The organism is Marinilactibacillus sp. XAAS-LB27, assembly GCF_036039175.1.
In the GTDB taxonomy this organism is placed as follows: domain Bacteria; phylum Bacillota; class Bacilli; order Lactobacillales; family Carnobacteriaceae_A; genus Marinilactibacillus.
This window is the reverse complement of sequence record NZ_JAYXKP010000011.1, coordinates 1-22,227: the sequence shown is the minus strand read 5'-3', so window position 1 is coordinate 22,227 and position 22,227 is coordinate 1. Positions and strand designations below refer to the sequence as shown.

At 39.9% G+C, this 22,227-nt stretch carries 23 protein-coding genes, 1 pseudogene and 1 riboswitch; of the genes and pseudogenes, 8 read left to right on the top strand and 16 right to left on the bottom strand.

From position 1 onward, the window contains the following. Nucleotides 1–7: 7 nt before the first annotated feature. Genes VXN63_RS11635 through VXN63_RS11620 form a run of 4 tightly spaced genes read right to left on the bottom strand, consistent with a single transcriptional unit; the run spans nucleotide 8 to nucleotide 3,834 of the window. Nucleotides 8–601, bottom strand: coding sequence for a 5-formyltetrahydrofolate cyclo-ligase (locus VXN63_RS11635; protein ID WP_327758235.1), 594 nt, complete (start codon nucleotides 599–601; stop codon nucleotides 8–10). Nucleotides 602–616: 15 nt separating this feature from the next. Beyond that, complete coding sequence (locus tag VXN63_RS11630) at nucleotides 617–1,477, bottom strand: bifunctional 5,10-methylenetetrahydrofolate dehydrogenase/5,10-methenyltetrahydrofolate cyclohydrolase (RefSeq protein ID WP_327758234.1); 861 nt, start codon at nucleotides 1,475–1,477, stop codon at nucleotides 617–619. A 3-nt stretch (nucleotides 1,478–1,480) separates the two neighbouring features. After that, complete coding sequence (locus VXN63_RS11625) at nucleotides 1,481–2,146, bottom strand: cyclodeaminase/cyclohydrolase family protein (RefSeq protein ID WP_327758233.1); 666 nt, start codon at nucleotides 2,144–2,146, stop codon at nucleotides 1,481–1,483. Nucleotides 2,147–2,166: 20 nt separating this feature from the next. After that, nucleotides 2,167–3,834: a formate--tetrahydrofolate ligase gene (locus VXN63_RS11620; RefSeq protein ID WP_327758232.1), complete on the bottom strand. Its 1,668-nt coding sequence runs from the start codon at nucleotides 3,832–3,834 to the stop codon at nucleotides 2,167–2,169. A 260-nt stretch (nucleotides 3,835–4,094) separates the two neighbouring features. On the opposite strand from VXN63_RS11620, the gene VXN63_RS11615 reads away from it, so the two are divergent. Next, nucleotides 4,095–4,316 (top strand): DUF378 domain-containing protein, encoded by a 222-nt coding sequence (locus VXN63_RS11615; RefSeq protein WP_327758231.1) that lies wholly within the window; start codon nucleotides 4,095–4,097, stop codon nucleotides 4,314–4,316. A gap of 117 nt (nucleotides 4,317–4,433) precedes the next feature. Here VXN63_RS11615 and VXN63_RS11610 read toward each other — a convergent pair whose 3' ends face one another. Beyond that, nucleotides 4,434–4,646, bottom strand: a complete 213-nt coding sequence (locus VXN63_RS11610; protein ID WP_327758230.1) for a hypothetical protein — start codon at nucleotides 4,644–4,646, stop codon at nucleotides 4,434–4,436. 38 nt (nucleotides 4,647–4,684) lie between these two features. After that, nucleotides 4,685–5,107: a methylglyoxal synthase gene (gene mgsA, locus VXN63_RS11605; protein ID WP_327758229.1), complete on the bottom strand. Its 423-nt coding sequence runs from the start codon at nucleotides 5,105–5,107 to the stop codon at nucleotides 4,685–4,687. A gap of 181 nt (nucleotides 5,108–5,288) precedes the next feature. On the opposite strand from mgsA, the gene VXN63_RS11600 reads away from it, so the two are divergent. Further along, the gene (locus tag VXN63_RS11600) at nucleotides 5,289–5,804 is read left to right on the top strand and encodes a type 1 glutamine amidotransferase domain-containing protein (protein ID WP_327758228.1); all 516 of its coding nucleotides are present in this window, start codon (nucleotides 5,289–5,291) and stop codon (nucleotides 5,802–5,804) included. A 377-nt stretch (nucleotides 5,805–6,181) separates the two neighbouring features. Here the strand turns inward: VXN63_RS11600 and thiD are convergent, their stop codons facing one another. The 7 genes from thiD to trpX form a co-directional block, all read right to left on the bottom strand. After that, on the bottom strand, nucleotides 6,182–6,988 hold the full coding sequence (gene thiD, locus VXN63_RS11595; protein WP_327758227.1) for a bifunctional hydroxymethylpyrimidine kinase/phosphomethylpyrimidine kinase: 807 nt from the start codon (nucleotides 6,986–6,988) through the stop codon (nucleotides 6,182–6,184). Between the two features lie 220 nt (nucleotides 6,989–7,208). Beyond that, a riboswitch (TPP riboswitch) is annotated at nucleotides 7,209–7,360 on the bottom strand. Nucleotides 7,361–7,769: 409 nt separating this feature from the next. After that, nucleotides 7,770–8,630 carry a nuclease-related domain-containing protein gene (locus VXN63_RS11590; protein WP_327758226.1) on the bottom strand — a complete coding sequence of 287 codons (861 nt, stop codon included), beginning with the start codon at nucleotides 8,628–8,630 and terminating at the stop codon, nucleotides 7,770–7,772. 620 nt (nucleotides 8,631–9,250) lie between these two features. Then, complete coding sequence (locus VXN63_RS11585) at nucleotides 9,251–10,492, bottom strand: metal-dependent hydrolase family protein (protein ID WP_327758225.1); 1,242 nt, start codon at nucleotides 10,490–10,492, stop codon at nucleotides 9,251–9,253. A 91-nt stretch (nucleotides 10,493–10,583) separates the two neighbouring features. Continuing rightward, on the bottom strand, nucleotides 10,584–11,756 hold the full coding sequence (trpB, locus tag VXN63_RS11580) for a tryptophan synthase subunit beta (RefSeq protein ID WP_327758224.1): 1,173 nt from the start codon (nucleotides 11,754–11,756) through the stop codon (nucleotides 10,584–10,586). Between the two features lie 29 nt (nucleotides 11,757–11,785). Continuing rightward, nucleotides 11,786–12,568: an ABC transporter ATP-binding protein gene (locus VXN63_RS11575; protein ID WP_327758223.1), complete on the bottom strand. Its 783-nt coding sequence runs from the start codon at nucleotides 12,566–12,568 to the stop codon at nucleotides 11,786–11,788. After that, nucleotides 12,565–13,446, bottom strand: a complete 882-nt coding sequence (locus VXN63_RS11570; protein ID WP_327758222.1) for an ABC transporter permease — start codon at nucleotides 13,444–13,446, stop codon at nucleotides 12,565–12,567. Before VXN63_RS11570 ends, VXN63_RS11575 begins: the two co-directional genes overlap by 4 nt. A gap of 1 nt (nucleotide 13,447) precedes the next feature. Further along, nucleotides 13,448–14,491: a tryptophan ABC transporter substrate-binding protein gene (gene trpX, locus VXN63_RS11565; RefSeq protein ID WP_327758221.1), complete on the bottom strand. Its 1,044-nt coding sequence runs from the start codon at nucleotides 14,489–14,491 to the stop codon at nucleotides 13,448–13,450. Nucleotides 14,492–15,097: 606 nt separating this feature from the next. Here trpX and VXN63_RS11560 point away from each other — a divergent pair. Together VXN63_RS11560 and VXN63_RS11555 are read left to right on the top strand one after the other, a co-directional pair. Next, nucleotides 15,098–16,249: an NAD(P)/FAD-dependent oxidoreductase gene (locus tag VXN63_RS11560; protein WP_327758220.1), complete on the top strand. Its 1,152-nt coding sequence runs from the start codon at nucleotides 15,098–15,100 to the stop codon at nucleotides 16,247–16,249. Between the two features lie 15 nt (nucleotides 16,250–16,264). Further along, the gene (locus tag VXN63_RS11555) at nucleotides 16,265–16,459 is read left to right on the top strand and encodes a C4-dicarboxylate ABC transporter (protein WP_225743091.1); all 195 of its coding nucleotides are present in this window, start codon (nucleotides 16,265–16,267) and stop codon (nucleotides 16,457–16,459) included. Between the two features lie 62 nt (nucleotides 16,460–16,521). On the opposite strand, the gene VXN63_RS11550 is transcribed toward VXN63_RS11555, so the two are convergent. After that, entirely contained in the window at nucleotides 16,522–17,232 is a 711-nt protein-coding gene (locus VXN63_RS11550) for a phosphatase PAP2 family protein (protein ID WP_327758219.1), read from the bottom strand. A gap of 257 nt (nucleotides 17,233–17,489) precedes the next feature. Between VXN63_RS11550 and guaC the strand changes: the two genes are divergently transcribed. Continuing rightward, a complete protein-coding gene (guaC, locus tag VXN63_RS11545) occupies nucleotides 17,490–18,524 on the top strand; it encodes a GMP reductase (protein ID WP_225743089.1) in 1,035 nt (344 codons plus the stop codon). 251 nt (nucleotides 18,525–18,775) lie between these two features. Here the strand turns inward: guaC and VXN63_RS11540 are convergent, their stop codons facing one another. Together VXN63_RS11540 and VXN63_RS11535 are read right to left on the bottom strand one after the other, a co-directional pair. Next, on the bottom strand, nucleotides 18,776–19,318 hold the full coding sequence (locus tag VXN63_RS11540; protein ID WP_327758218.1) for a guanylate kinase: 543 nt from the start codon (nucleotides 19,316–19,318) through the stop codon (nucleotides 18,776–18,778). 46 nt (nucleotides 19,319–19,364) lie between these two features. Beyond that, nucleotides 19,365–20,027 (bottom strand): undecaprenyl diphosphate synthase family protein, encoded by a 663-nt coding sequence (locus VXN63_RS11535; RefSeq protein ID WP_327758217.1) that lies wholly within the window; start codon nucleotides 20,025–20,027, stop codon nucleotides 19,365–19,367. Nucleotides 20,028–20,345: 318 nt separating this feature from the next. Here VXN63_RS11535 and VXN63_RS11530 point away from each other — a divergent pair, with 318 nt between their 5' ends. The 3 genes and pseudogenes from VXN63_RS11530 to VXN63_RS11520 all read left to right on the top strand — a co-directional run. Then, nucleotides 20,346–20,600: a hypothetical protein gene (locus tag VXN63_RS11530; protein ID WP_327758216.1), complete on the top strand. Its 255-nt coding sequence runs from the start codon at nucleotides 20,346–20,348 to the stop codon at nucleotides 20,598–20,600. A gap of 456 nt (nucleotides 20,601–21,056) precedes the next feature. Next, entirely contained in the window at nucleotides 21,057–21,785 is a 729-nt protein-coding gene (locus VXN63_RS11525) for a DUF6577 family protein (protein ID WP_327758215.1), read from the top strand. A 214-nt stretch (nucleotides 21,786–21,999) separates the two neighbouring features. Beyond that, a pseudogene (locus tag VXN63_RS11520) lies at nucleotides 22,000–22,227 on the top strand (ISL3 family transposase); the annotation flags it as partial.

The following is a 22,227-nucleotide window of genomic DNA, read 5'->3' as shown; positions in this document are numbered from 1 at the left end:
GAATCGTTTATTTTTGAATCGACTTTATTATAGCATGATTTTTGCTCTCTGGTGTGTCTTTTAAGGTAATCATGTATTTTACAGGAATATCATGATTTTCAATAGGAATTTCTTTTACAAGTTGATTGAAATGCACAAGCGATACAGTTGCATGAGGATAATCTGTTAGTAGTCGATCATAGTAACCACCACCAAAACCTATTCTGTATCCTGTTTCCGTATAAACAACTCCTGGAACAATCATCAAATCAATTTCATTAGAATCTAACCGTGTCGTCTGTTCGGGAATCGGCTCTCGGATTCCAAAGTAACCAGATTTCACCTGATTGAACTGTTCGATCTGGTAGAAGTGAAGTTCTCGTGTAGCGTGAATTGACTTTGGTACACCCACTTTTTTCCCTTCTAGCCAGGCTTGTCTGATAATGGGTTCAGTGTTCCATTCAAAGCCGTTTGAAAGGGTTACACCAATACTTTGTGCATTTTTCCAAATCGGCGAACTAAAAAGCACCTCGTAGAAGCTTGCTTCTATTCTTCTTTTTTCTTCTGAAGTCAAAGATGTCAATGTTTCAATCACTTGCTTACGAATGGCTACTTTCTCCAACTGCCTGCACTCCTTTTAATGCTTTTGTTCTACTTGTAACGACCACGCTGCTTTAACGACTTGTTCAGCAAGAATGGCTGTAGTGATTGTACCGATCCCACCTGGAACAGGCGTAATGGCACTTGCTTTCCCCATAACTTCATCGTACTGGACATCTCCGCATGGTTTTCCATCCACGTGTCCATATCCGACGTCAATAACCACTGCACCTTCTTTAATGTGCTCTGGCGTCACCAAATGAGCTACTCCTGTAGCAGATATCACAATATCCGCTTGTTGGGTGTAGTTTTTCAAGTTTTTCGTTTTGACGTGACAGTTGGCTACTGTCGCTTCTTCGTTTAATAATAAGATAGATAAGGGTTTCCCGACTACCGGGCTACTTCCGATGACACAAACGTCTGCGCCAACTAAATCAATGCCATAATAATCTAGTAGTTCCATCACTGCTTTAGGTGTGCTTGGCCATAATCCAGTCCGATCATTTTCGACTAATTTCCCAAGATTACTCGGGGTTAATCCATCAATATCTTTTTCAGGGTCGACTCTCAGTGCAATATCATTTCTCGACAACCCATCAGGAAGTGGTTGCATAATAAGAATTCCATGAATTTCGCGGTCCTCATTGAGATCATCAATGGTTGAAAGGATTTTTCCAGGTGCTGTTTCTTCTGAAAAAACAACTGATGAGACTTCAATCCCAACTTGATTCATGGTTTTGATCGCGGCTGTTTCATAAGAAATGGAAGAAGCTTCTTCTCCGATTCTGACAATCGCTAGTGTAGGCTGACAGTCGACTGATTTCAATTCATCTACAACAAGTTTAGCTTGCTGGCTGATTTTTTCTGCTACTGGCTTTCCTTTTAATACGTTTACCATATGTTACTGCACTCCTCTTACATCCATCGATGGCCACTTTTTGTGCATCAAATAGTATTTTGAATCTGCGTATATCTGGTCTGCTTTTTCTTCACCTTGGACAAGATATGTATTCCCTAATCCCTCTAGCTCTTTTTTTGTTTGTTCATCTTTCATAAAGTTTGTATTTACAAGGACATTCAAATGAGAAGATTGCAGTGTCGTTCTGGCAAACAATACACCTACAGCAATATCATTTACAATAGATCCTTTGATTGGCAAGCGAGCGAGCCGTTCATACAACTCAATCAGTTTCAATGTCGTTTTCATCATGCTTAAAGGCGGCTGTACAGCACTATGAAGCCCTTTTTCGATTGCTTTCTGACGACTACTTTTTTGTTCTTCTGTATCTTTGGGCAGCTTATATGCTTTAGAAACAGGCTCAAAAGCAATAGCATCCTGGTCTTTGAGTTTCTCAAAGTGCTCTTTAACTTCTTCGGCTTCTTTAAGAATGGTTATGACTTCCTGCCTTGAGTCCTTCAAAGTTTTTTTATCTTGTTGAATTTCTGAGACCATGTGAACGAGCGCGGCACTCATTGCACCTACTAGCGCAGTAGCACTCCCACCTCCTGGCAAGCCATTTTCCGACTGCAGCTGATTCAAGTAATCAGATATTGACTGTTCTGTCATCTCGATTGTCCTTCTTTCTTCTAGAATAATCCGGTTATCTTTCCTTCAGATGTAATATCCACTTGTTCAGCAGCTGGTTTTTTAGGGAGTCCTGGCATACGCATGATGTTGCCAGTTAAGACAACGATAAAGCCAGCTCCTGCAGAAATCGATAGCGCTCTAATATTTACACTGAAACCTTTTGGTCTACCTAATTTTTCTGCTTGATCAGACAAAGAATACTGCGTTTTAGCCATACAAATAGGCAGGTTTCCGTAACCGAGTGCGGTGAGTTTTTCTGCAGTCTTTTTAGCAATTGTAGTCCATTCTGTTCCTGATCCACCATAGACTTTTTGAACGATTTTCTCGATTTTTTCTTCAATGGAATCTTCTAACTCGTAAGCGAATGTTAATTTGGATGGCTGATCACAGATCTCAACGACTTGTTTCGCTAGCTCTGTTCCTCCGCTGCCACCTTCAGCCCAGACATCAGACTGAACAACTTGAACACCGTGTGCTAAACAAGCCTCTTTTAGCACTTCCAGTTCAGCTGTTGTGTCTTGCGGAAAGGTATTGATAGCGACGACTGCATTCAATCCGAATACAACCTGAATATTTTCGACATGCTTCAATAAGTTTGGTAAACCCGCTTTTAATGCTTCAATATTTTCTCCATCTAGTTGGCTTTTTTGAACGCCCCCGTGCATTTTAAGCGCTCTGATGGTTGCAACAATGACGACTGCATCTGGCTCGAGTCCGCCCATACGACATTTAATATCCAAAAATTTCTCTGCACCTAAGTCCGCTCCAAACCCAGCTTCTGTAACGACATAATCTGCATGCGCTAAAGCCATTTTTGTTGCCAGTAAGCTATTGCAACCGTGTGCGATATTCGCAAAAGGTCCACCGTGAACAAACACGGGTGTCTGCTCCAACGTTTGCACAAGATTCGGTTTCAAGGCATCTTTCAATAGCGCAGCAGCTGCTCCTTCTACACCTAGTTGACCGACTGTAACAGGACGGTTGTCATAAGTATATCCAACTATACAGTTCTTTAACTTTGCTTTCAGTTCATCAATAGAAGTAGATAAGCAGAGTACTGCCATAATTTCCGAAGCAACAGTAATATCAAACCCATCTTCTCTTGGCATACCGTTAGAGCGTGCACCGATACCACTAATTAGTGACCGAAGCTGTCTATCATTCATATCAATCGCTCTTCTCCAAGTTACACGCCTTGGGTCTATTTCCAGTTCATTTCCTTGGTAAATGTGATTGTCGACCATAGCTGCAACTAGGTTGTTGGCTGCTCCAATCGCATGAATATCTCCTGTGAAGTGAAGATTCAAGTCTTCCATCGGAATCACTTGAGCGTATCCGCCACCAGCGGCGCCTCCTTTCAATCCAAATACTGGACCTAAGGAAGGTTCACGCAGTGCAATGGCCGCTTTTTTGCCAATCTTCTGTAATGCATCTCCAAGTCCGACAGAAGTAGTCGTTTTCCCTTCTCCTGCTGGCGTTGGGTTGATTGCCGTAACTAGAATGAGCTTGCCTTTTTGCTTGGATTCAATACTTTCTCCAGACAAAGTGATTTTAGCTTTGTAAGGTCCATATTGTTCAAGATTTTTTTGTTCAATCCCTAACTTTTGAGCGATAGATTCAATAGGTCTCATTTTTGAGGCTTGTGCGATTTCAATGTCTGTATTCAAAAGTTATCCTCCGTTTTTACGAACGAATAAAACCTTAAGCCTTCATTTTATTCGTTTTAATATTTTTTAACTGCTATTTTCTTATGTAATCCGATTATAACACAACGATAGACGAACTTTAATCACAAATCCAAGCAGTCTCTCTATTTACTTTTTTTATATTTAAGCGGTATAATTGCAAAGTAACTTCTATTTATTTATCGACATTATCCAGTATATTTCGTAAAATATAGTTAGTTCGTATAAAAGGAGGCTATACCTTGAAAATATTAGATAGAATTGCATTAGGCATCCTGATACTCGGAGGCATTCATTTGCTACTGATTGGATTAATTGGTTTCAATGCCGTAGAGCTTGTCTTCGGTAGCCCAGAAGAATGGGGAACGCGTATTGTCTATATCGTCATTGGCTTGAGTGCATTATGGTGTTTCAAATACTTCTCATTCACACCAAGAGGCGGCAGCAGATTAAAAGATCGATAGCATCCTTTCCCTACTGAAACTAGCGTCATTCATTATTATAAATTAAAAAGTCGAGTTATTATAGTTGTATATAATAACTCGTTTTTTTATATTCTCTCTATTATTTAATTGAATGATTTATCTGTAAAAAACGATTCCCGCAAGTACTAGTAGCAACCCAACAATCAAAGATACGACACTTCCGAGTACATAAACGCTGTTATACCATAACCAGTATTTATCTTGTTTTTTATTGACTGGTTGTTGATTTCTCTTGAGTTGCTTTGGATGTTTCAGAGAAATACCACCATATACGATTAACGCAAGACCTATTATAATTAGTAAACTCATTTTATACCCTTTCTTCCACGTGCACCTAGTCGTTCATTTTAGATCGGTAAATCTTCTCTACCTTTACCTCTGAAAAAATCTCTCCACTGGTAAAAGTCTGCATCGAGCCCTCTGAGTAAAATTTCTGCTGAACCTACGTTGGTGGCTAGCGGAATTTCATATACGTCACTCAACCTTAGTAAAGCAGAGATATCTGGTTCGTGTGCTTGTGCTGTTAGTGGGTCTCTTATGAAAATCACAAGATCCATTTTATTGTCTGATATGTAGGCACCAATTTGTTGGTCCCCACCTAGCGGACCTGATTTGAATCGATGAACATCCAAACCTGTTTCTTCTATAATGCGTGTGCCCGTTGTTCCTGTCGCAAGTAAAGTATGTTTTTCTAATATTGCCTTGTAGGCCGTTGCCAGTTTAATGATGTCTTCTTTCTTTTTATCGTGAGCAATTAATGCAATATTCATCTCTGTTCACTCCATCCTATTGGTTTCAGACTCGTCATACTTTGTATCTTCATTCATCATAACATATCTTATCGGTGAGATAATACCATGAGAAACAGCAACTGTTATAAGCATTAGATTTGCACCCATTCTATGTGCGCGATACACTAAGTGTAGAAAAAATAATAGGAGGAATTTAGACATGGGTAAAAAAGTAGCAACGGTTATGACAAAATTATTTGAAGATGTAGAATTCACTTCACCAAAAGAAGAACTTGAGAAAGCAGGCCACGAAATTGTAACGATTGGCTTTGAAGCTGGCGAGACAGTTGAAGGTAAAAAAGGGAAAGCTTCTGTTATAATCGACAAAAGTATTGACGATGTTTCACCAGAAGATTTTGACGCACTACTCATACCTGGTGGGTTTTCACCTGATCAACTACGTAAAGATGAGCGTTTCTTGAACTTCACACGTGCATTCTCTGAAAATAAAAAACCGATTTTCTCAATCTGTCACGGACCACAATTATTAATCAATGCTGAAGTTGTAAAAGGGAAAGACATTACTTCAGTATCTCAAGTAGCGATTGACCTTAAAAATGCCGGTGCAAACTTCCGTGATGAAGAAGTTGTCATTGATGATTCTGGTTTAATTTCAAGTCGTACGCCTGAAGATTTACCTGCTTTTAACAAAGCTATGGTGAACGCGTTACAATAATTACGGTTAGCTGAGGAAATTATTATTTTTATCAGCTAAAACCTTAACTGATTTTAAGGATAAGTAAAATATTTATTGTTAAACTATCTATAGTGTCAGAATTATAAAACACTTTTCTTTTCTCCCCCTAATATTGAACGTTTTAAAGTGGCCCCCCACTTTACTTTGTTCTTTTGAAAAGAAATTTATTCTATATGAAGCTGAACTTTCTTTCTCCCCTGATTGAATTGTATACACTGCTGAATATAGAAACATAAGAGACTAGATATGTCTTAATTTTAATTGAGGTTGGAATGTTTTCCTTCCTTAAAAAAATCCCATTAGGATTCAGCGAATGTTCGCTCTTTCCTAATGGGATTTTTTTGTCTACTTTTATATTAATTAAGTTTACGGTAAGCCCAGTGATTCGTCGGACCATGACCGTGACCAACCTGTTCCAATGGATCAGATATTGCGGCCTGAATGTAAGCTTTGGCAGTCTTGATGGCTTCTAGCACTGAATGACCTTTTGCAATTTCAGCTGTAATACACGCTGAATACGTACACCCTGTACCATGGGTATTTTTCGTGTCAATTCTAGGAGTGGATAACCAAACTTCCTCTCCACTTTCAAGCAGTATCAAGTCAGAGGCTTGCGGATCATCTAAAGCATGACCACCTTTAATGATGACAACTTTGCTGCCAGCTTCTTTTAACTGATAGGCGGCTTTAAGCATAGATTTTTTATTCATAATCTCAGTCCCTGTCAATGCCTCGGCTTCTGGAATATTGGGTGTGATGACATCGGCTAGAGGGACCAGTCTGCTTTTCATGACTTCGACCGCAGTGGATGCCATTAAGGGATGGCCACCTTTTGCGACCATTACCGGATCAATGATCAGCGGGGCTATTTTATTATCTAAAAGCTTGTTTGCAATAAGCTCCATATAATCTCCATTAACCAGCATACCTGTTTTTATCGCTGACAAGTTGAAGTCACTAAAGATCGCATCCAATTGTGCTTCGACCATTTCAAGCGGCATAGGGTGTACTCCGTGAACCCCAAGCGTATTCTGAGCCGTGACCGCCGTTAATACGGATACCCCAAATACGTTTCTTTCCTGAAAGGTTTTTAAGTCTGCTTGAATCCCTGCTCCACCACCACTGTCACTGCCTGCAATCGTCAATACTTGTTTGGTCGTCATTTTCTAGTTCCTCCTTGTACACCGAGCACTTTTTCAATCGCCATAACCGATAAAAAGGTGGTCTTTTCTATTATTTGTTGCGCTACTATTTGAAAATTGTATTGTTTTGTCATTTTGCTCATCCCACTCTCTAGACATTTTAAGACACAAAAAAACTCTTCCAAAATTGATAGAAGAGAGTCGGTTCACACTAAATAAGAATACAGATTACTTGATCTGCTATTCATCATGATCACTTCCCTCCGCTAGCATTACCTAGTTCAGGTTAAGGGTCAGGTCTTACCTTTCTCAGCTTTCACAATCAGTTTGGTTGGAGGGTTGTTGGAAATCCTCGGTCTTTACTGAAAGCTCTATGCTCCCCTAGTTCTTTTAATTTAACGGTTTCATTATATCAGTTCTATGCCGGAAATACCATATGCATGAGCGTCGATTATTTGTCTCAACTCTTTCTATTTTTTACGTTTTTTTTCATCGGTTCATCATACCTTCTTCAAATATATTTTCTATACTATGTTCATACCCACAACAACCAACTTATTTTTCAGGGCGATTACTCCTCCAAGTAATCGTCCGTCTCCTTTTTAACCACTTGCATCTGCAGGTGGTTTTTTTGTTGTTTTGGACTTTACTGATCAGTCTCTTTGATAGTAACGCTTAAGGCCGATTTCATTCTTGGTGATGGCTACATTCAAAGTCAGGAAATCCGTACTCTGTGGAACGGTATAATGAGAACGATCACCACGAAAGGTTCATCGTACATTTGATTACAGAAAATTTCTCCTTAAATATATTCTTTCAGTTTATTCGTTCCTACCATGGTGAAATGTGTTTCTAGCACTTTTCGTATGCTTTTTGTTGATGTTTGTTTACCGCACCAGTCATCGATTTGATTTGTAGTCACCTTACCTTCTGGAAACAAAACTTGATATTGTCTAACACTTTCTAATATAGCTGATTCTAGTGGTACTTTATGCCCGCAGGTCAGACAACTTTTCATTCTAAGACCGCTCGACAAGGAAAGCGTATTGCAGTGCGGACAGACAACCCCTTTTTCTAACAGTTCATAAGGGTATTCGGGCGTAGTTTGTTCATGCTGATTCTGAGTCTCCTGTCCATCCACTAGTTTTTCAGCCAGTTGTCTGTCTTTTTGGGATGGCATTTTAAGCTGATCGTTTATTTTGATGAGGTGGGTTTCAATTTGTGTGGGGAAGATAAAAGAATCGGTGGTACTGGCATTATAAAGGGTAAATGTGGGATGAATGAAGACGACGTGTGCTTCAATTTTATGTTTAAAATGTGTTTCTCTGATTAGATTAGTGAGGTTTTGTTTGGTTCTGGCTAGCTGAATAGTAGGGTTTCTGATAACTTTTCCGGATACTGTCGATAATCCTTCGTTGGTCAAAATGTAATCACCTGAATAATTTTTGATTTCGTACAGATGGATTGTACCTCCAGATATCACTAAGGTATCTATTTGAAAAGTACTTCCGCTAGTTTTTAGTAGTAAATCATTTAGTATCAAAGCGTCATTGGTTAGATGTTTAGCGAGTAGGGTATCAAATTGCTCCTCCCCTGTATATCCTTTTTCGAGATTCCATAGTAGTCTTCGGTCAGATTCCCTTAACGTAGTTCGTGCATCCAAATATATGAGCTTTTTTAGCAAATCTGGCTCTTTTCTCTGATTCTTTACTATAATTGTTATCACCTCATTATTGATACTGATGAATGCTTTGGAATCTAATGAAAATTCTAAAAGTTATTGGTTTTGAGGATAAGCTACAGCTTATCTTTCTTCCTATGGTGGGTTTCTTTTTAATAAGAAATTACAATTATGAACATAGTCCCTCTCGTTGACTTCCTACCTTACGAGACGGACTATCTGGGTGTTTCATTCCCTCTCGTTGGCTTCTGACCTCGCGAGAGGGACTATCTGGACGTTTCATTCCCTCTCGCTGACTTCCCACCTTGCGAGAGGGACTATCTGGGCATTTCATTCCCTCTCGCTGACTTCCCACCTTGCGAGAGGGACTATCTGGGCATTTCATTCCCTCTCGTCGACTTCCAGCCTTACGAGAGGGACTATCTCACCTTTTCATTCCCTCTCGCTGACTTCCGACCTCGCGAGAGGGACTATCTCCCTGTTTCATTCCCTCTCGTTGGCTTCCGATCTAATGAGAGGGACTATCTTAGTGATTCGTACCAAAAACATAGATTAAAAGGATCTTCAAAATGAAAAAACAGCCGTCAGCGGCTGTTTTCAAATCATGCTATTTGGTTTTTGACGATTTTGCCGTCTTTGATGACGAGTTGGATGGTTTCTGCGTTAGATAGGCTGGCAATATCGTCTAGGGGATTCCCTTTGATGACGACTAGATCTGCTAGTTTACCTTTTTCAAGGGTGCCGAGTTCGTTTTCCCAGCCGAGGCATTCTGCGGCTGTCTTAGTGGTCGCGACGATTGCTTCCATCGGCGTCATACCACCTTCTGTCATCAGAGCAAGTTCTCGCAGATTGGTTCCGTGAGGCATGACACCTGCATCGGTTCCCATTGCGATTTTAACGCCTGCTTTGTAGGCCTTAGTGAAACTCTTTTTGTGTGCTTCTATGGCATCTCGAGCTTTTTGAACCGCAGAATCCGGCATTCCAGTTTCTTTAGCCAATTCCAAAACAGCTACTGGAGCGAGTAAGGTTGGAACCAAGTAAGTCCCGTGTTCTTTCATCATTTCAATCGCTTCGTCGTCCAAGAAAATTCCGTGCTCAATTGAATGAATCCCAGCTTTGACAGCCTGCTTAATGCCTTCAGCACCTTGAGCGTGTGCCATGACTTTAACCCCTTTTCTAAAAGCGGCTTCTTCCACAATCACTTGGAGTTCTTCTAATGAAAACTGGGTAAATTCTGGATGATCCGTTGCACTGAGCACACCACCGGTCGCGTGGACTTTGATCACTTCTGCTCCGGCGCGCAACATTTCCCGGGTCTTCTTGCGTACTTCTTCTACGCCATCTGCTTTTCCGTCTGGCATTCCAGGGTAATTAGCCTGGAGAAGTTCCACGGTTTGCCCTGAGGTTGTGTAGCCATCGCCGTGTCCGCCAGTGATTGTCAGCGCATTGATACTGAGCTGCATTCGAGGGCCTTCTACAATCCCTTCTTCTACGGCTTTTTTGACACCGAGGTCTGTTCCTAAAGCGTCGCGAACAGACGTAATTCCTGCGTTGAGTGTATTGCGCATATAATTGATCGCCTGATAAAACATATAGGAAAAAGGTGTTTCCAGTCTGTTTTGCACGGAAGAATATTCCATCATTAAATGGACATGTGTATCGATAAATCCTGGAGCGATCGTTGCACCATCGACATCAATTGTTTCGTCAACAGTCCCATCAAAATCAGCAGCATCCCCCACAAACACGATACGGTTCCCGTCAATGACGACCGCGCCTTGTTCCATCGGTTCGCCACCATTACCATCGATCAATAATCCATTCTTAATCATCGTTTTCGTCATGTCATTCTCCCCTTAGCTATTGAATATAGTCTATTCTAACCTAAGGATTTACCGATTACTACATTACGATGAAAAAAAGATGAAATTTTTATCATTTAGAATTTTGCATTGCCTTCAATAAATCCTGAACTTGTTCTACATCTTTGTCTCCGCGACCTGAAATCGTCAGGATAATAGAATCTTCCTTATCAAATTCTGGTGCCAGTTTCTTCGCTAGCGCCACTGCATGCGCACTCTCCAAAGCCGGTATAATACCTTCTTTTGCAGCTAGCAGTTGGAAAGCTTCTAGCACTTCTTCCTTAGACACAGTGTAGTATTCTGCGCGTCCGCTCTCTTTTAAATAGCTATGTTCCGGCCCAATTCCTGGATAATCTAACCCAGCCGCAATCGAGTACGTTGGTGCTGGGTCGCCATTCTCGTCTTGTAGCACCAGCGTTTTAAAGCCGTGAATTTCTGCTGGCGTTCCATGTGCCATCGTAGCTGCTTCTTCCGGTTCCGCTCCAATCAAACGCACTTCTTCTTCATCAATATAATGGGCGAAAGAGCCAATTGCGTTACTCCCACCGCCGACGACCGCGATAACCGCTGCCGGAAGTTTGCCATCTTGCTGGATAATTTGACGCTTTGACTCCTCACTAATCACAGACTGAAAATGTCTGACGATCGATGGGAATGGATGCGGTCCAACAGCCGAGCCCAATAGGTAAAATGTGTTCTCATAATTTTCTACAAGATCCGCTAAAGCGACATCTACTGCGTCTTTTAGTCTTCCCTGCCCCTTTTCGACCGGTATGACTTTTGCACCCAACAGTTCCATGCGAAAGACATTTAACGCTTGTCTTTCGGTATCGAGTTTGCCCATGTAGATGGTGCAGTCCATGCCAAACATGGCACAGGCTGTAGCCGTCGCAACGCCATGTTGACCGGCGCCGGTTTCTGCAATGATTCGGTGCGCACCCATGCGTTTTGCGAGTAAAATCTGGCCGATTACATTATTGATTTTGTGCGCTCCTGTGTGATTCAAGTCTTCTCGTTTCAAGTAGATTTTGGGACCGTCAAAAGCTTCCGTTAGTCTGGAGGCAAAGGTAAGCGGGTTTTCTCTTCCGACATATTCTTTTAGGATTTCTTTGAATTCACGGTTGAATTCTGTGTCATCTTTATAGTGTTCAAACTCATCTGATAAATGATCCATCACTTCTTTTAGTGCCGGTGGGACAAAGCTTCCACCAAAGTCTCCGAAAAATCCTGTTTCATTCGCTGCCATTTTATAGCGCCTCTTTTCTAATGAGTTATTTACAGTACTGCCGTCAAATTTTCTTCTTCAAACAATTTCAGTAAGTCTTGCATTGTCATTTGCTCTTTAGCCTTCTGATCTAAGTCCAACGTGATTTTACCGTCTTTCATAACAATCAGACGATTTCCATACGCTAATGCATCTTCCATCTGGTGGGTAATCATCATACAAGTCAATTGTTTTTCTTTAATAATCTGATCTGTGAGTTCCATTAGTTTTTTAGACGTTTTCGGATCCAGCGCTGCTGTATGTTCATCCAGTAGTAACAGGTCTGGTCGCGTCATCGTTGCCATCAGTAAACTCAACGATTGGCGCTGACCACCAGATAAATTACCAGCCGGTGCATCGATTTGTTTTTCTAGTCCATTACCAATCGATGCACACATCTCTACAAAAGCTGCTTTATTCTTTTTCAAGCTTCTAGATTTCAGCGTCTTTCTTTCTCCACGTAATTTAGCCAAGAGTAAATTCTCCGCTACGGTCATTCGCGGTGCCGTCCCCATTTTAGGATCCTGGAACACTCTTGAAATTAATCCTGCTCGTTTTTCTTCTTTCCACTTTGTCAGGTTTTTATCTTTTAATTCGACAGTTCCACCAGTTGTTTCTGTTGAACCGGTGATACTATTGAACAAAGTAGATTTACCGGCGCCGTTTCCGCCAAGTACAGTAACAAATTCGCCTTCGTTCAGGGTAAAATCGACACCGTCCAATATTCGGTTATCTTCATCGGCCTGGTTCGTAATGACTTTTGTCAAACCTTTTAGTTTCAATAATGCGCTCATGCTTTTTCCCCTTTCCCGATTAGCGTGCCTAGTCCAAGTGTCCGTCTAATTTGTGGAATCATTAAACAAATCGCTAAGATCACTGAGCTGAAAATACGGATGTATGTTGTATCAAAGCCTAGTTGGATAACACCTAATAGTAGTAATTGGTACAAAACTGACCCAATCACGATGGTACACAACCGCTCGCCGAGTTTTAGATCCTTGAACATCACTTCTCCGATGATTAGGGAAGCAAGACCGATAACGATGACCCCAGCTCCTCCATTGACGTCTGCATATCCGTTGTTTTGCGCGACAAGCGCACCAGCTAAAGCAATGACCCCATTTGAGATGACGAGTCCAAGAATTTTCATATTGTCTGTACGAATGCCAAGGGACCGTGCCATGTCTTCGTTATCTCCGGTAGCGATAAAGGCTTGTCCGAGATTGGTGTAGAAGAATGCCAGAATCACGCTGATTAGGATAACAAGTACGATGATTCCGATAAAGACAACGTCGTAATAATTTGGTAAGCCTTGGAAATAATCAAATAGTCGGCTTTGGTTCAGCAAATTTAAATTTGGTCGTTTCATAATGAAGAGATTGACCGAGTGTAAGCCAGACATCACGAGGATCCCTGCTAGAATCACAGGGACTTTTCCTTTTGTATAAAGGAGTCCCGTTGCTAGTCCGGCACACATACCTGCCAAGATTGCTAAGATGATCGATAAAATAGGTGGAACACCGGACACAATTGCGGTCACGGCAACTGCAGCTCCTAGTGGAAAGGAACCTTCTGTTGTTAAATCTGGAAATTTCAAAATACGGTATGTTAAATATAGACCTATTCCGAGTACTGCCCATAAAAAACCTGATGCGATCGCTGATATAATCATCTTATTGACCTCCCTCTTCTGGTTCGATAATTCTACTATTTTCTAAGACCTCTTCTGGAATCGTTACGCCGATCTTTTCTGCTTTTTCTACGTTGATCAACTGCTCGCCGCCTTCTACGATATAAACCGGGAACGTTGCTGGATCTTGACCATTTAACACTTCTGCGGCCATTCTTCCTGAATCAACCCCTAGTTGAACTTGGCTGATTCCAATCGTTGCCAGTCCCCCTTGTGCAATCATCAAGTCAACCGTTGGAATGAGTGGCATATTATAACGATCCGCTTCGCTAACAACGGTGTTGAAGGCACTAGCGATCGTATTATCTGTCGGCAAGTAAATCACATCCACTTCTCTGGACATCGTTGCGATCATTTGCTGAATCTCATTTGTGTTTGAAACAGTATAAGTTTCTAAGTCTAGTCCAGCATCTTCAATTGCGACTTGCGCGCGCTCTGCTTCTGCTCGGGCATTATCCTCACCAGAACTGTAAAGCATACCAACCGTTTGCACGTCTGGTAAAATGTCTGTCATTAATTTGATCTGCTCTTCAACAGGTGCCTGGTTCTTTACGCCTGTAACGTTTCCACCTGGTTCCTCCTCAGAAGTCACTAGGCCTGAACCGATCGGGTCTGAGACAGCAGCCATTATGACAGGAATTTCACTTGTTGCATTTGTCAGCGCCTGACTAGCGGGTGTTCCGATACCAATCACAATATCTGCGCCATCACTCACAATGGAACTTGCCATGGTATTCATCAAGTTCTGATCCCCTTGTGCATTCTGGAAGTTGATTGTTAGGTTTTCGCCTTCAACGTAGCCATTATCCGCTAACCCTTGAATCGTTCCTTCACGAATTTCATCTAGCGACGGGTGACTTGTCGTTTGTAGTAAGCCGACCGTGAATTGCTCTTCAGGTGTTTCTGTTGCTGTTTCACTATTATTTGAAGCTGTTCGGTTAGTGCTTTGTCCACTCGGGAAAAAGAATCCTATAATTAATACTGCAAATATTAGTGCAAACGTTACGAGCATGCCTCTTCTTTTCATTTTTACGTTTCCTCTCTCGTTCATCATTTTTAGGTTCGTTTACTGTTCAGCCCGTTCTTTTCCATTCCCAGTCAGATATCATCTGCATCAGCTCCTTATATACTTATGTATGCTTTTAATTAGACAGTGCTTTCACAGATAAGCCACAAAAAAAGGCAATCTCCACACTTTGGTTCAGTAGTGGAAATTGCCTTTTAAAAAAACAAAACCACATAGATATCGTGATATCTATGTGGTTACTTATCTAGAATTTCTCGAGAAATAAGCCGCATAGATACAAAATTTAGAATGAGTTCTAAACGTTGTATCTATGAGACTACTCATATCTACAACGATCTACGCCAGCTTTGCCAGTTCATATTCAATTGTACTGTCTGCTTAGAATCGAAGTTCATGAGTGTCTCTCCTTTGTCATCTCTAATGTGATTTTTATCTTACAGTGTTCCTCAGAAGTTGTCAACAAAAATCTTCTCCTTCTCTGAGAAGCTTGTTCGTGCAGTCTATAAACCATTTGCAAACCTATTCATTTTTCAGTTTCCCTGTTCCTTTGATCTTTAAAAATGGTAAACTGACTAGGTAAAGAAAGAAAAGGAGTTCGTTAAGAACATGACAAAAAAAATCGCTATTGTAGGTGCCGGAGTTGTCGGTGCTTCAGCAGCCTATTATTTAAGTAAAGAAAAAGATATTGAAGTGACAATTTTTGATGAAGGGATTGGACAAGGAACTTCTGCCGCAGCTGGGATTATCAGTCCATGGTTATCAAGAAGACGAAACCAGAAGTGGTATCGTATGGTGAAGGCAGGCGCCGCCTTTTATCCAGAATTCCTGAGTGAAGTCATGGACGGTGAGCCTATTCCTAAGACCGTTTATAGCAAAGTCGGAACTTTATTGTTTAAATCCAAGTACCGCCACTTGGAAGAACTACTTGAGATAGGACGCAAAAGACGTGAGGAAGCGCCAGAAATTGGCGATCTTCAGATTTTATCCCCTGAAGAAATCAAGCTGAAAGTGCCCATTTATACTGGAGAACTATCAGCCTTATGGGCATCAGGCGGCGCTAAAGTAGATGGCAAAGAATTGGTAAACTTATTAATTGAGAAAGCTACACAGAATGGTGCGACCTTTATTCAAGAACGTGTGGAAAATTTGAAACCTGCTTCTAGCGGTGTAACGATTTCTACTGTACAGACTGCTTACGCTTTCGATAGCATTGTGCTCGCTGTAGCGGCTTGGCTACCAACGTTATTGGAACCGCTAGGCTATGAGCTAGACTTACGTCCACAAAAAGGACAACTCGCTATCCTCCAGCTTCAAAATACACCGACGGCTGCCTGGCCTGTGATTATGCCCGAAGGTGAATCCGATATTATCCCTTTTGAAGACGGTCGGATTGTGATTGGTGCTACGCACGAAAATGATAAAGGATTTGATTTAGAAATTGATTCATCTCTACTGGCTTCTATGGTTGAAGATTCTGCGGCACAATTCTCAACTCATTTTGAACAAGCGACTATTGTGGATTACCGATCAGGAACGCGCGCTTATACATCGGACTTTTCTCCTTATTATGGTCCCGTTCCTTCACTACCAAATGTTTACGCAGCGAGTGGACTAGGTTCAACCGGACTCACAGCTGGACCATTAGTTGGTAAAGAACTTGCCCTTCTGGCAATGGATCAGGAAACTCAATTACCTTTATCCGATTACCCAATCGAACATTACATTAAAAAAATAAATGGTTCAAAAAAACAAGATTAACGAAGAGGTGCTTTTATGTCAGCTTCTATTGGAAATATCATTGGTTGGACGGCGACCGTATTGTCTTTTATCGGTTTCTTTATCTGGAATATCCCTTTAGGGATCATCGCGATGCTACTTGGACTTGCTGGACTGATGAGTGATCAAAAAGGAGTCAACTGGACCGCTATTGGCTTAGGTGCCATTGCAGTAATTATTGGAATTATTTGATAAAAAAGATGACCCCAGAAAGTTGGGATCATCTTTTTTATAACTTATTTTTCAGTTTCAGCTTAACGTTTATGATGATGTCCTTCGATTTTCTCAATGTCCGGTCTCTTTGTAAGCGACAATCCGTAAAGTCCAATACTAAACGTTAACCACATCATCCCAACAGAGTATCCACCGACGATATCAGACGGAAAATGCACGCCAAGATAAATCCGGCTGACGCCAATAGCTAGAATCAACAGGCTTAAACCAATAGTCGCTATTATACGGAACCAAAGTCGTTCGGACAGTCTTAAAATCAAGAAAATCATTGCGCCATATATAATAATGGAGCCCATCGCGTGGCCACTCGGGAAGGAATAGCCACCTTGTGTGATCAAATGTTCTACACTACTAGGTCTATCTCTTCTAATGGCATATTTCAAAACTTGATTAAGTACGCCTGCACCTAGGGCAACCGTTAGCAAGTACCAAATTGAGAGCCATTTGTTTTTCAGTTTTAATAAAATGAATAAGCTCGTGACAATCGTAATTAGTATCGTTGGTGGAACATTTCCAAGTATCGTGATCATTCTAAACATACTCGTCAAGATGGGTTCGCGTTCGTCAATAATTTCTCTCGCTACATAATCATCGAACATCCCTAGAATCCCCCACTCGAAATAGCCTGCTATAGCTAGAAGCAAGAATGGAATGATCATAATCATCCCTAAATAAAACATCGTTTTTGGTTTCCACAAGTGTCGCTTAACTTTTTGCAATGAATCTGGCATAACGGTTTCCCTCCACGAATTCATAACTGAATCCTCTGATTGTATTTGTAATAATAGCACACGTTTTTGGTTTAATCGTGTCTAACTTTTTGCAGGTGCCTTACTGATTTCTCTTTTTCTGTAAATCCCCTTTGACTTATGGTGTTTCATTAGGTAAAGTAGTCAAGGGAATCTGAAATACTCCCCTCTAATCTCCGTCTACCTTAATGAGACGATAGATTAGAAAGTATACCTACTATAGAGGAGTTTATTGTTGTATGAAAGTATTTGATTACGAAGATATTCAATTGATCCCTGCCAAAGCGATTGTATCCAGTCGTTCTGCCTGTGATACTTCAGTGGAACTCGGCGGACGCCGCTTTATGCTTCCTGTTGTTCCAGCGAACATGCAAACAGTAGTTGATGAAGAATTATCGATCTGGCTTGCAAAAAATGGTTATTTTTATGTGATGCATCGCTTCGATGAAGCTGCTCGTGCTGGATTTATTCAAAACATGCATGAACAAGACCTTTACGCTTCTATAAGCTTAGGCGTTAAAGATGAAGAATATGATTTTGTTAAAGAACTAGCTGAACGCAATCTAGTTCCTGAATATGCAACGATTGATGTTGCTCATGGCCATTCTCAAATGGTTATCGACATGATTACACACGTTAAAAAACATTTACCTGAAACTTTCCTGATTGCCGGTAATGTTGGTACTCCAGAAGCGGTTCGTGAACTTGAAAACGCTGGAGCTGACGCAACTAAAGTTGGTATCGGACCTGGTAAAGTTTGTACAACAAAACTAAAAACCGGTTTTGGTACAGGTGGATGGCAATTAGCAGCTGTCTCTCACTGTTCAAAGGCTGCACGTAAGCCAATCATTGCAGATGGAGGCGTCCGTACTCACGGAGATATCGCTAAATCTATGCGCTTTGGTGCAACAATGGTTATGATCGGTTCGATGTTTGCTGGACATGATCAATCGCCAGGTAAAATGGTAGAAGTCAATGGCCGTCCTTACAAAGAATATTTCGGTAGTGCTTCATCGCACCAAAAAGGTGAACGCAAAAACGTTGAAGGTAAAAAAATGCTGACACCTTACAAAGGCGATATTGCAGATACACTACTTGAAATGAAACAAGATCTACAATCTTCTATCTCATACGCAGGTGGAGATGATATTGACTCTCTACGTAAAGTAGATTACGTGATCGTTAAAAACTCTATTATGAATGGTGAAAACTACAACGCTAGTGGAATCGATGTTCCAGATAGTTTTGCTACTTCATCAAACTTCCAACCTTAAGAACATAAACGAAGCACCTGTGAGCTAGCGCTCACGGGTGCTTTTTGTTTCAATTATTTTTAGTCTTTTCTTTTAATTTCTATATAGATAAATAAAGCGTAATAAAGGATCACAGCAAACAAAACGAAAAAGAACACCCAAAAAGGTATATTGAAGAATAAGTACAAAACTAAAAATAGAACAAAGGAAAATAAGGGGTACCATACAAGCGTTTTAGGATCAATTTCATGTTGAGACAAGGTTATCCTCTCCTAATTCGTTTGAGTCAAATGAGAAAGAATTTGATCGACAGTCTCTTGTATAGAAATATTTTCAATAATAAGATCAGTATCTTCTGGAGGTGCCAATTCATCGTTCGCTTCACTGTGACAAAGCCTCTCATAAATTTTTTCTTCACTATCTCCCCGTTTACGCATACGTTCAGCCATCATTTCTTTTGAAATGTAAATGAACACGACGACCGTTTCTCGTGGAAAACTTCTTTTCATCGCTTTCGCTCCATGACGATCGAGAGAAACATGCACGACATCATGTTCTCTTAGTGCATCGCTAACTTCTTGCTTTGTCAGTCCGTAGACTTTGTTGTTATAAACGGTTTGCTCAATAAAGTCCGAAGGATCCAACTCTTCAACTTTTCTGAAATGATAATCGATGCCTTCTTGTTCTCCAAGGCGCGGTTCTCTAGTTGTTGTTGTAACCAGTTTCGGTATGCCGTTTCGTGATAAGGATTCTCCTACGGTTGTTTTTCCACTACCGCTTGGTCCTACCATAACAATGATGCACTTATTTCCCATGAATATTCACCTCAGTATACCTCCGTATATTGATAAGGTCTTATTCTTATCCACCTAACGTAACATCTGTTTTCTGATACCAATCAAGTGCATCATATAAGTGCTGATTCTTATAATCTGGCCAGTATTCATCGATTACAAAAATATCAGAATAGACAGATTGGATAGGTAAAAATCCGCTCAGTCTTCGGCGGCCACCCCATCTTAAGACCATATCCATACGAGAAACATCTTTAGAAGCAATATTATCGATCAAATCACCGGTCTTTTCCGTCTCCTCATTGTTTAAAGCATAATTCAAATCCCAGTTCCATCCATAATTCACTAAAAAATTCACTTTCATTTTACCTTCACCAAATTGTGTGCGATTCATAGCATACGGAAGTAATTCCTTTGGAAAAACCTTGGAGTCTGTATTCCCCAGGACTAGCAAATCGGCATCACGTTTTTTTAGTTCATTTACTGAATCCACGCACGCTTTCTGGAAAGCTTTCGTTTGAAGGGAAGGTCTTTTTACGTTATCCATTGTGAAACCATAAAAAGTCATTTCCTCTACACCTAATTCCAGACACGCTTCATATAATTCTAATCCTGGTCCAATTCCGTGCGGATAGCCATCTGTTTTCTGCAACCCTTGTCCTACCGCCCAACGACGATTTCCATCTGGAATGACTCCAATGTGTTTTGGCATACGTTTAAATGTTTTCATACTTTTTATAGGTCTCCTTATATTCTACTGCAAATTTTTAAAAATCATTTAATCCATTCTCATATCTTATAATACCGTTTTTGCCCCCTACACATCAACTCACATGTATATATTTGTTTAGACCTATCCAAAGTAAAGGAAAATTGTACGCCCCCTTTTACAAACTTGTAACAAAGTGATAAAATAGTAAGTAAGAAAACGTTATCTTATTCTAAATCGAAATATATGTATTGTCTCACAACTTTTAAATCCTATATCATTTAATTTCCATAACAAACGTATATCTAAGTAGGTTTACCTAGTCGAGGAGGGGTTGAAGTGTTTAAGACAGAACGTAACAAACGCTTATTTCATATTTTTAGCAATCTATTTATTGCACTATTTTGGGGATGGACGCTTTATATCCAGTACCGCATTGAATACCAAAGTTCTTTTGAAATTAGTTTTCAAAGAATTTATATGATCGTGCTTTGGATTTTTATTGCCACCACGATTGGACGAATTGTTTATCATGCATTGAAGCTCAGAAAGTATAATAAACGCAAAAAAGAATCTAAAATAAAGATTGCTTAATTTAACTAAATTCCAATTCTTATTTATTATAAGAATTGGAATTTTTTGATTTATATTCATTAAAAGAAAGAGTAATCATTTTATAAACTAAATATGTAAACGCTTATACATATACTCATAAAAACTCATTCACTCCCATCAAATTAAACAATATTAACATAGACAAGCTTTCTAATATTTTTAATACAGTTAGTCTGAATTCGGACATATATCATTTTAACGTTCTCCTCAATCCCCACTTTATGCATCAGTTATATTATCATAAAAAAACTTAGAACACTTACATATCAGTTGTTTTTTTATTATATTTTTTGCTAATATCGAACATTATTTAAAATAATTTCATTTTATCGATGTTTACATTCTGTTATTTTATTCTATTCTGGTATACTTACTGTATTATAAATTATACATAAAAAATATATTAGCAGATGCTATATAAGGGGGAAGCATTTTGTGAATTCAACTTTCAAAATCAATGAACTTCAGTACTATCTGAAATACCATCAACCTGTAGATACTAGCGGACTGCTTTCTTTTTACCGGAAATTTGACGGTTCATTAAGCTACAATACACTACGGTGGCGGATCCATGAACTTAAAAAGTTACAAGTGATCTATAGTCCCAAACGTGGGTATTATGCTTTAAAGGACAAAACGGCCTTTACTCATGACTCAACACTTGAGATGGATCATATCGTAAGGACGATACAAACGTCTTTACCAGAGTCAAAATTCTCGATTTACTCTACTGATTGGCTGACTGATTATTCGGATCATACATATCCGTGCCATAATATTATGATTGATGTTGAAGCGTGTTCTTTGACTTCTGCTTTTAACCAAATCAAGCAGAGTCATGAAAATGTTTTCCTTTCACCTGAAGAATCTATTTATGAGCACTATATATCCCCTAAATCAAATAATATTATTTTAAATAAATTATATGTCGATGCACCTGTCAATCATGTTGATAGCTTTTACTATACGCCTAAGCTAGAGAAATTGTTAGTCGATCTCATTTTAAATGATCCGCTCATCTTGATGATCAGTAAGCCTGAAATTAAAACAATCGTCTCTAATTTACAAAAAGCCTACCATATCAATTATTCTACTTTGAATCGGTATTCCAAAAAACGGTATTTAGGAGAAAGAATTACAAAATATGGTTTACTTCAGGCCTGACGCAAACGAAAAAGACCACGTCACCATCCTTACAAGATGGTAACGTGGTCTTTTGTTTGAACTTATTACAGCAATCAAAAAATTTTGGTTCTATAATAAATAACGTTGGTGAGAAATCACCAACGTTATTTTTCTTTGCTTAAATTAGAAAACAAGTGAGTTCTCCTGTAGAATAATAGTCGACCAAAACCAAATATCCTTAGGAGGAACTCACTTGCCTACTTCAAATGATATGCAAAAAGTACTAGATATTCAAGACAAAAACATCATCTTTAAAGATAACTGCGTCTCTTATGGCATACACAAACAAAAGAAATGCAAATTTATAGACTGTACACTGACCTATATTCCTACGGAATGTAAGAAATGTCAGGTGCCAAACAAAAACTTCTCTATCTATAAAAATGGGACTCAGACCTCTAGAATTACCTTTCCGATGTCA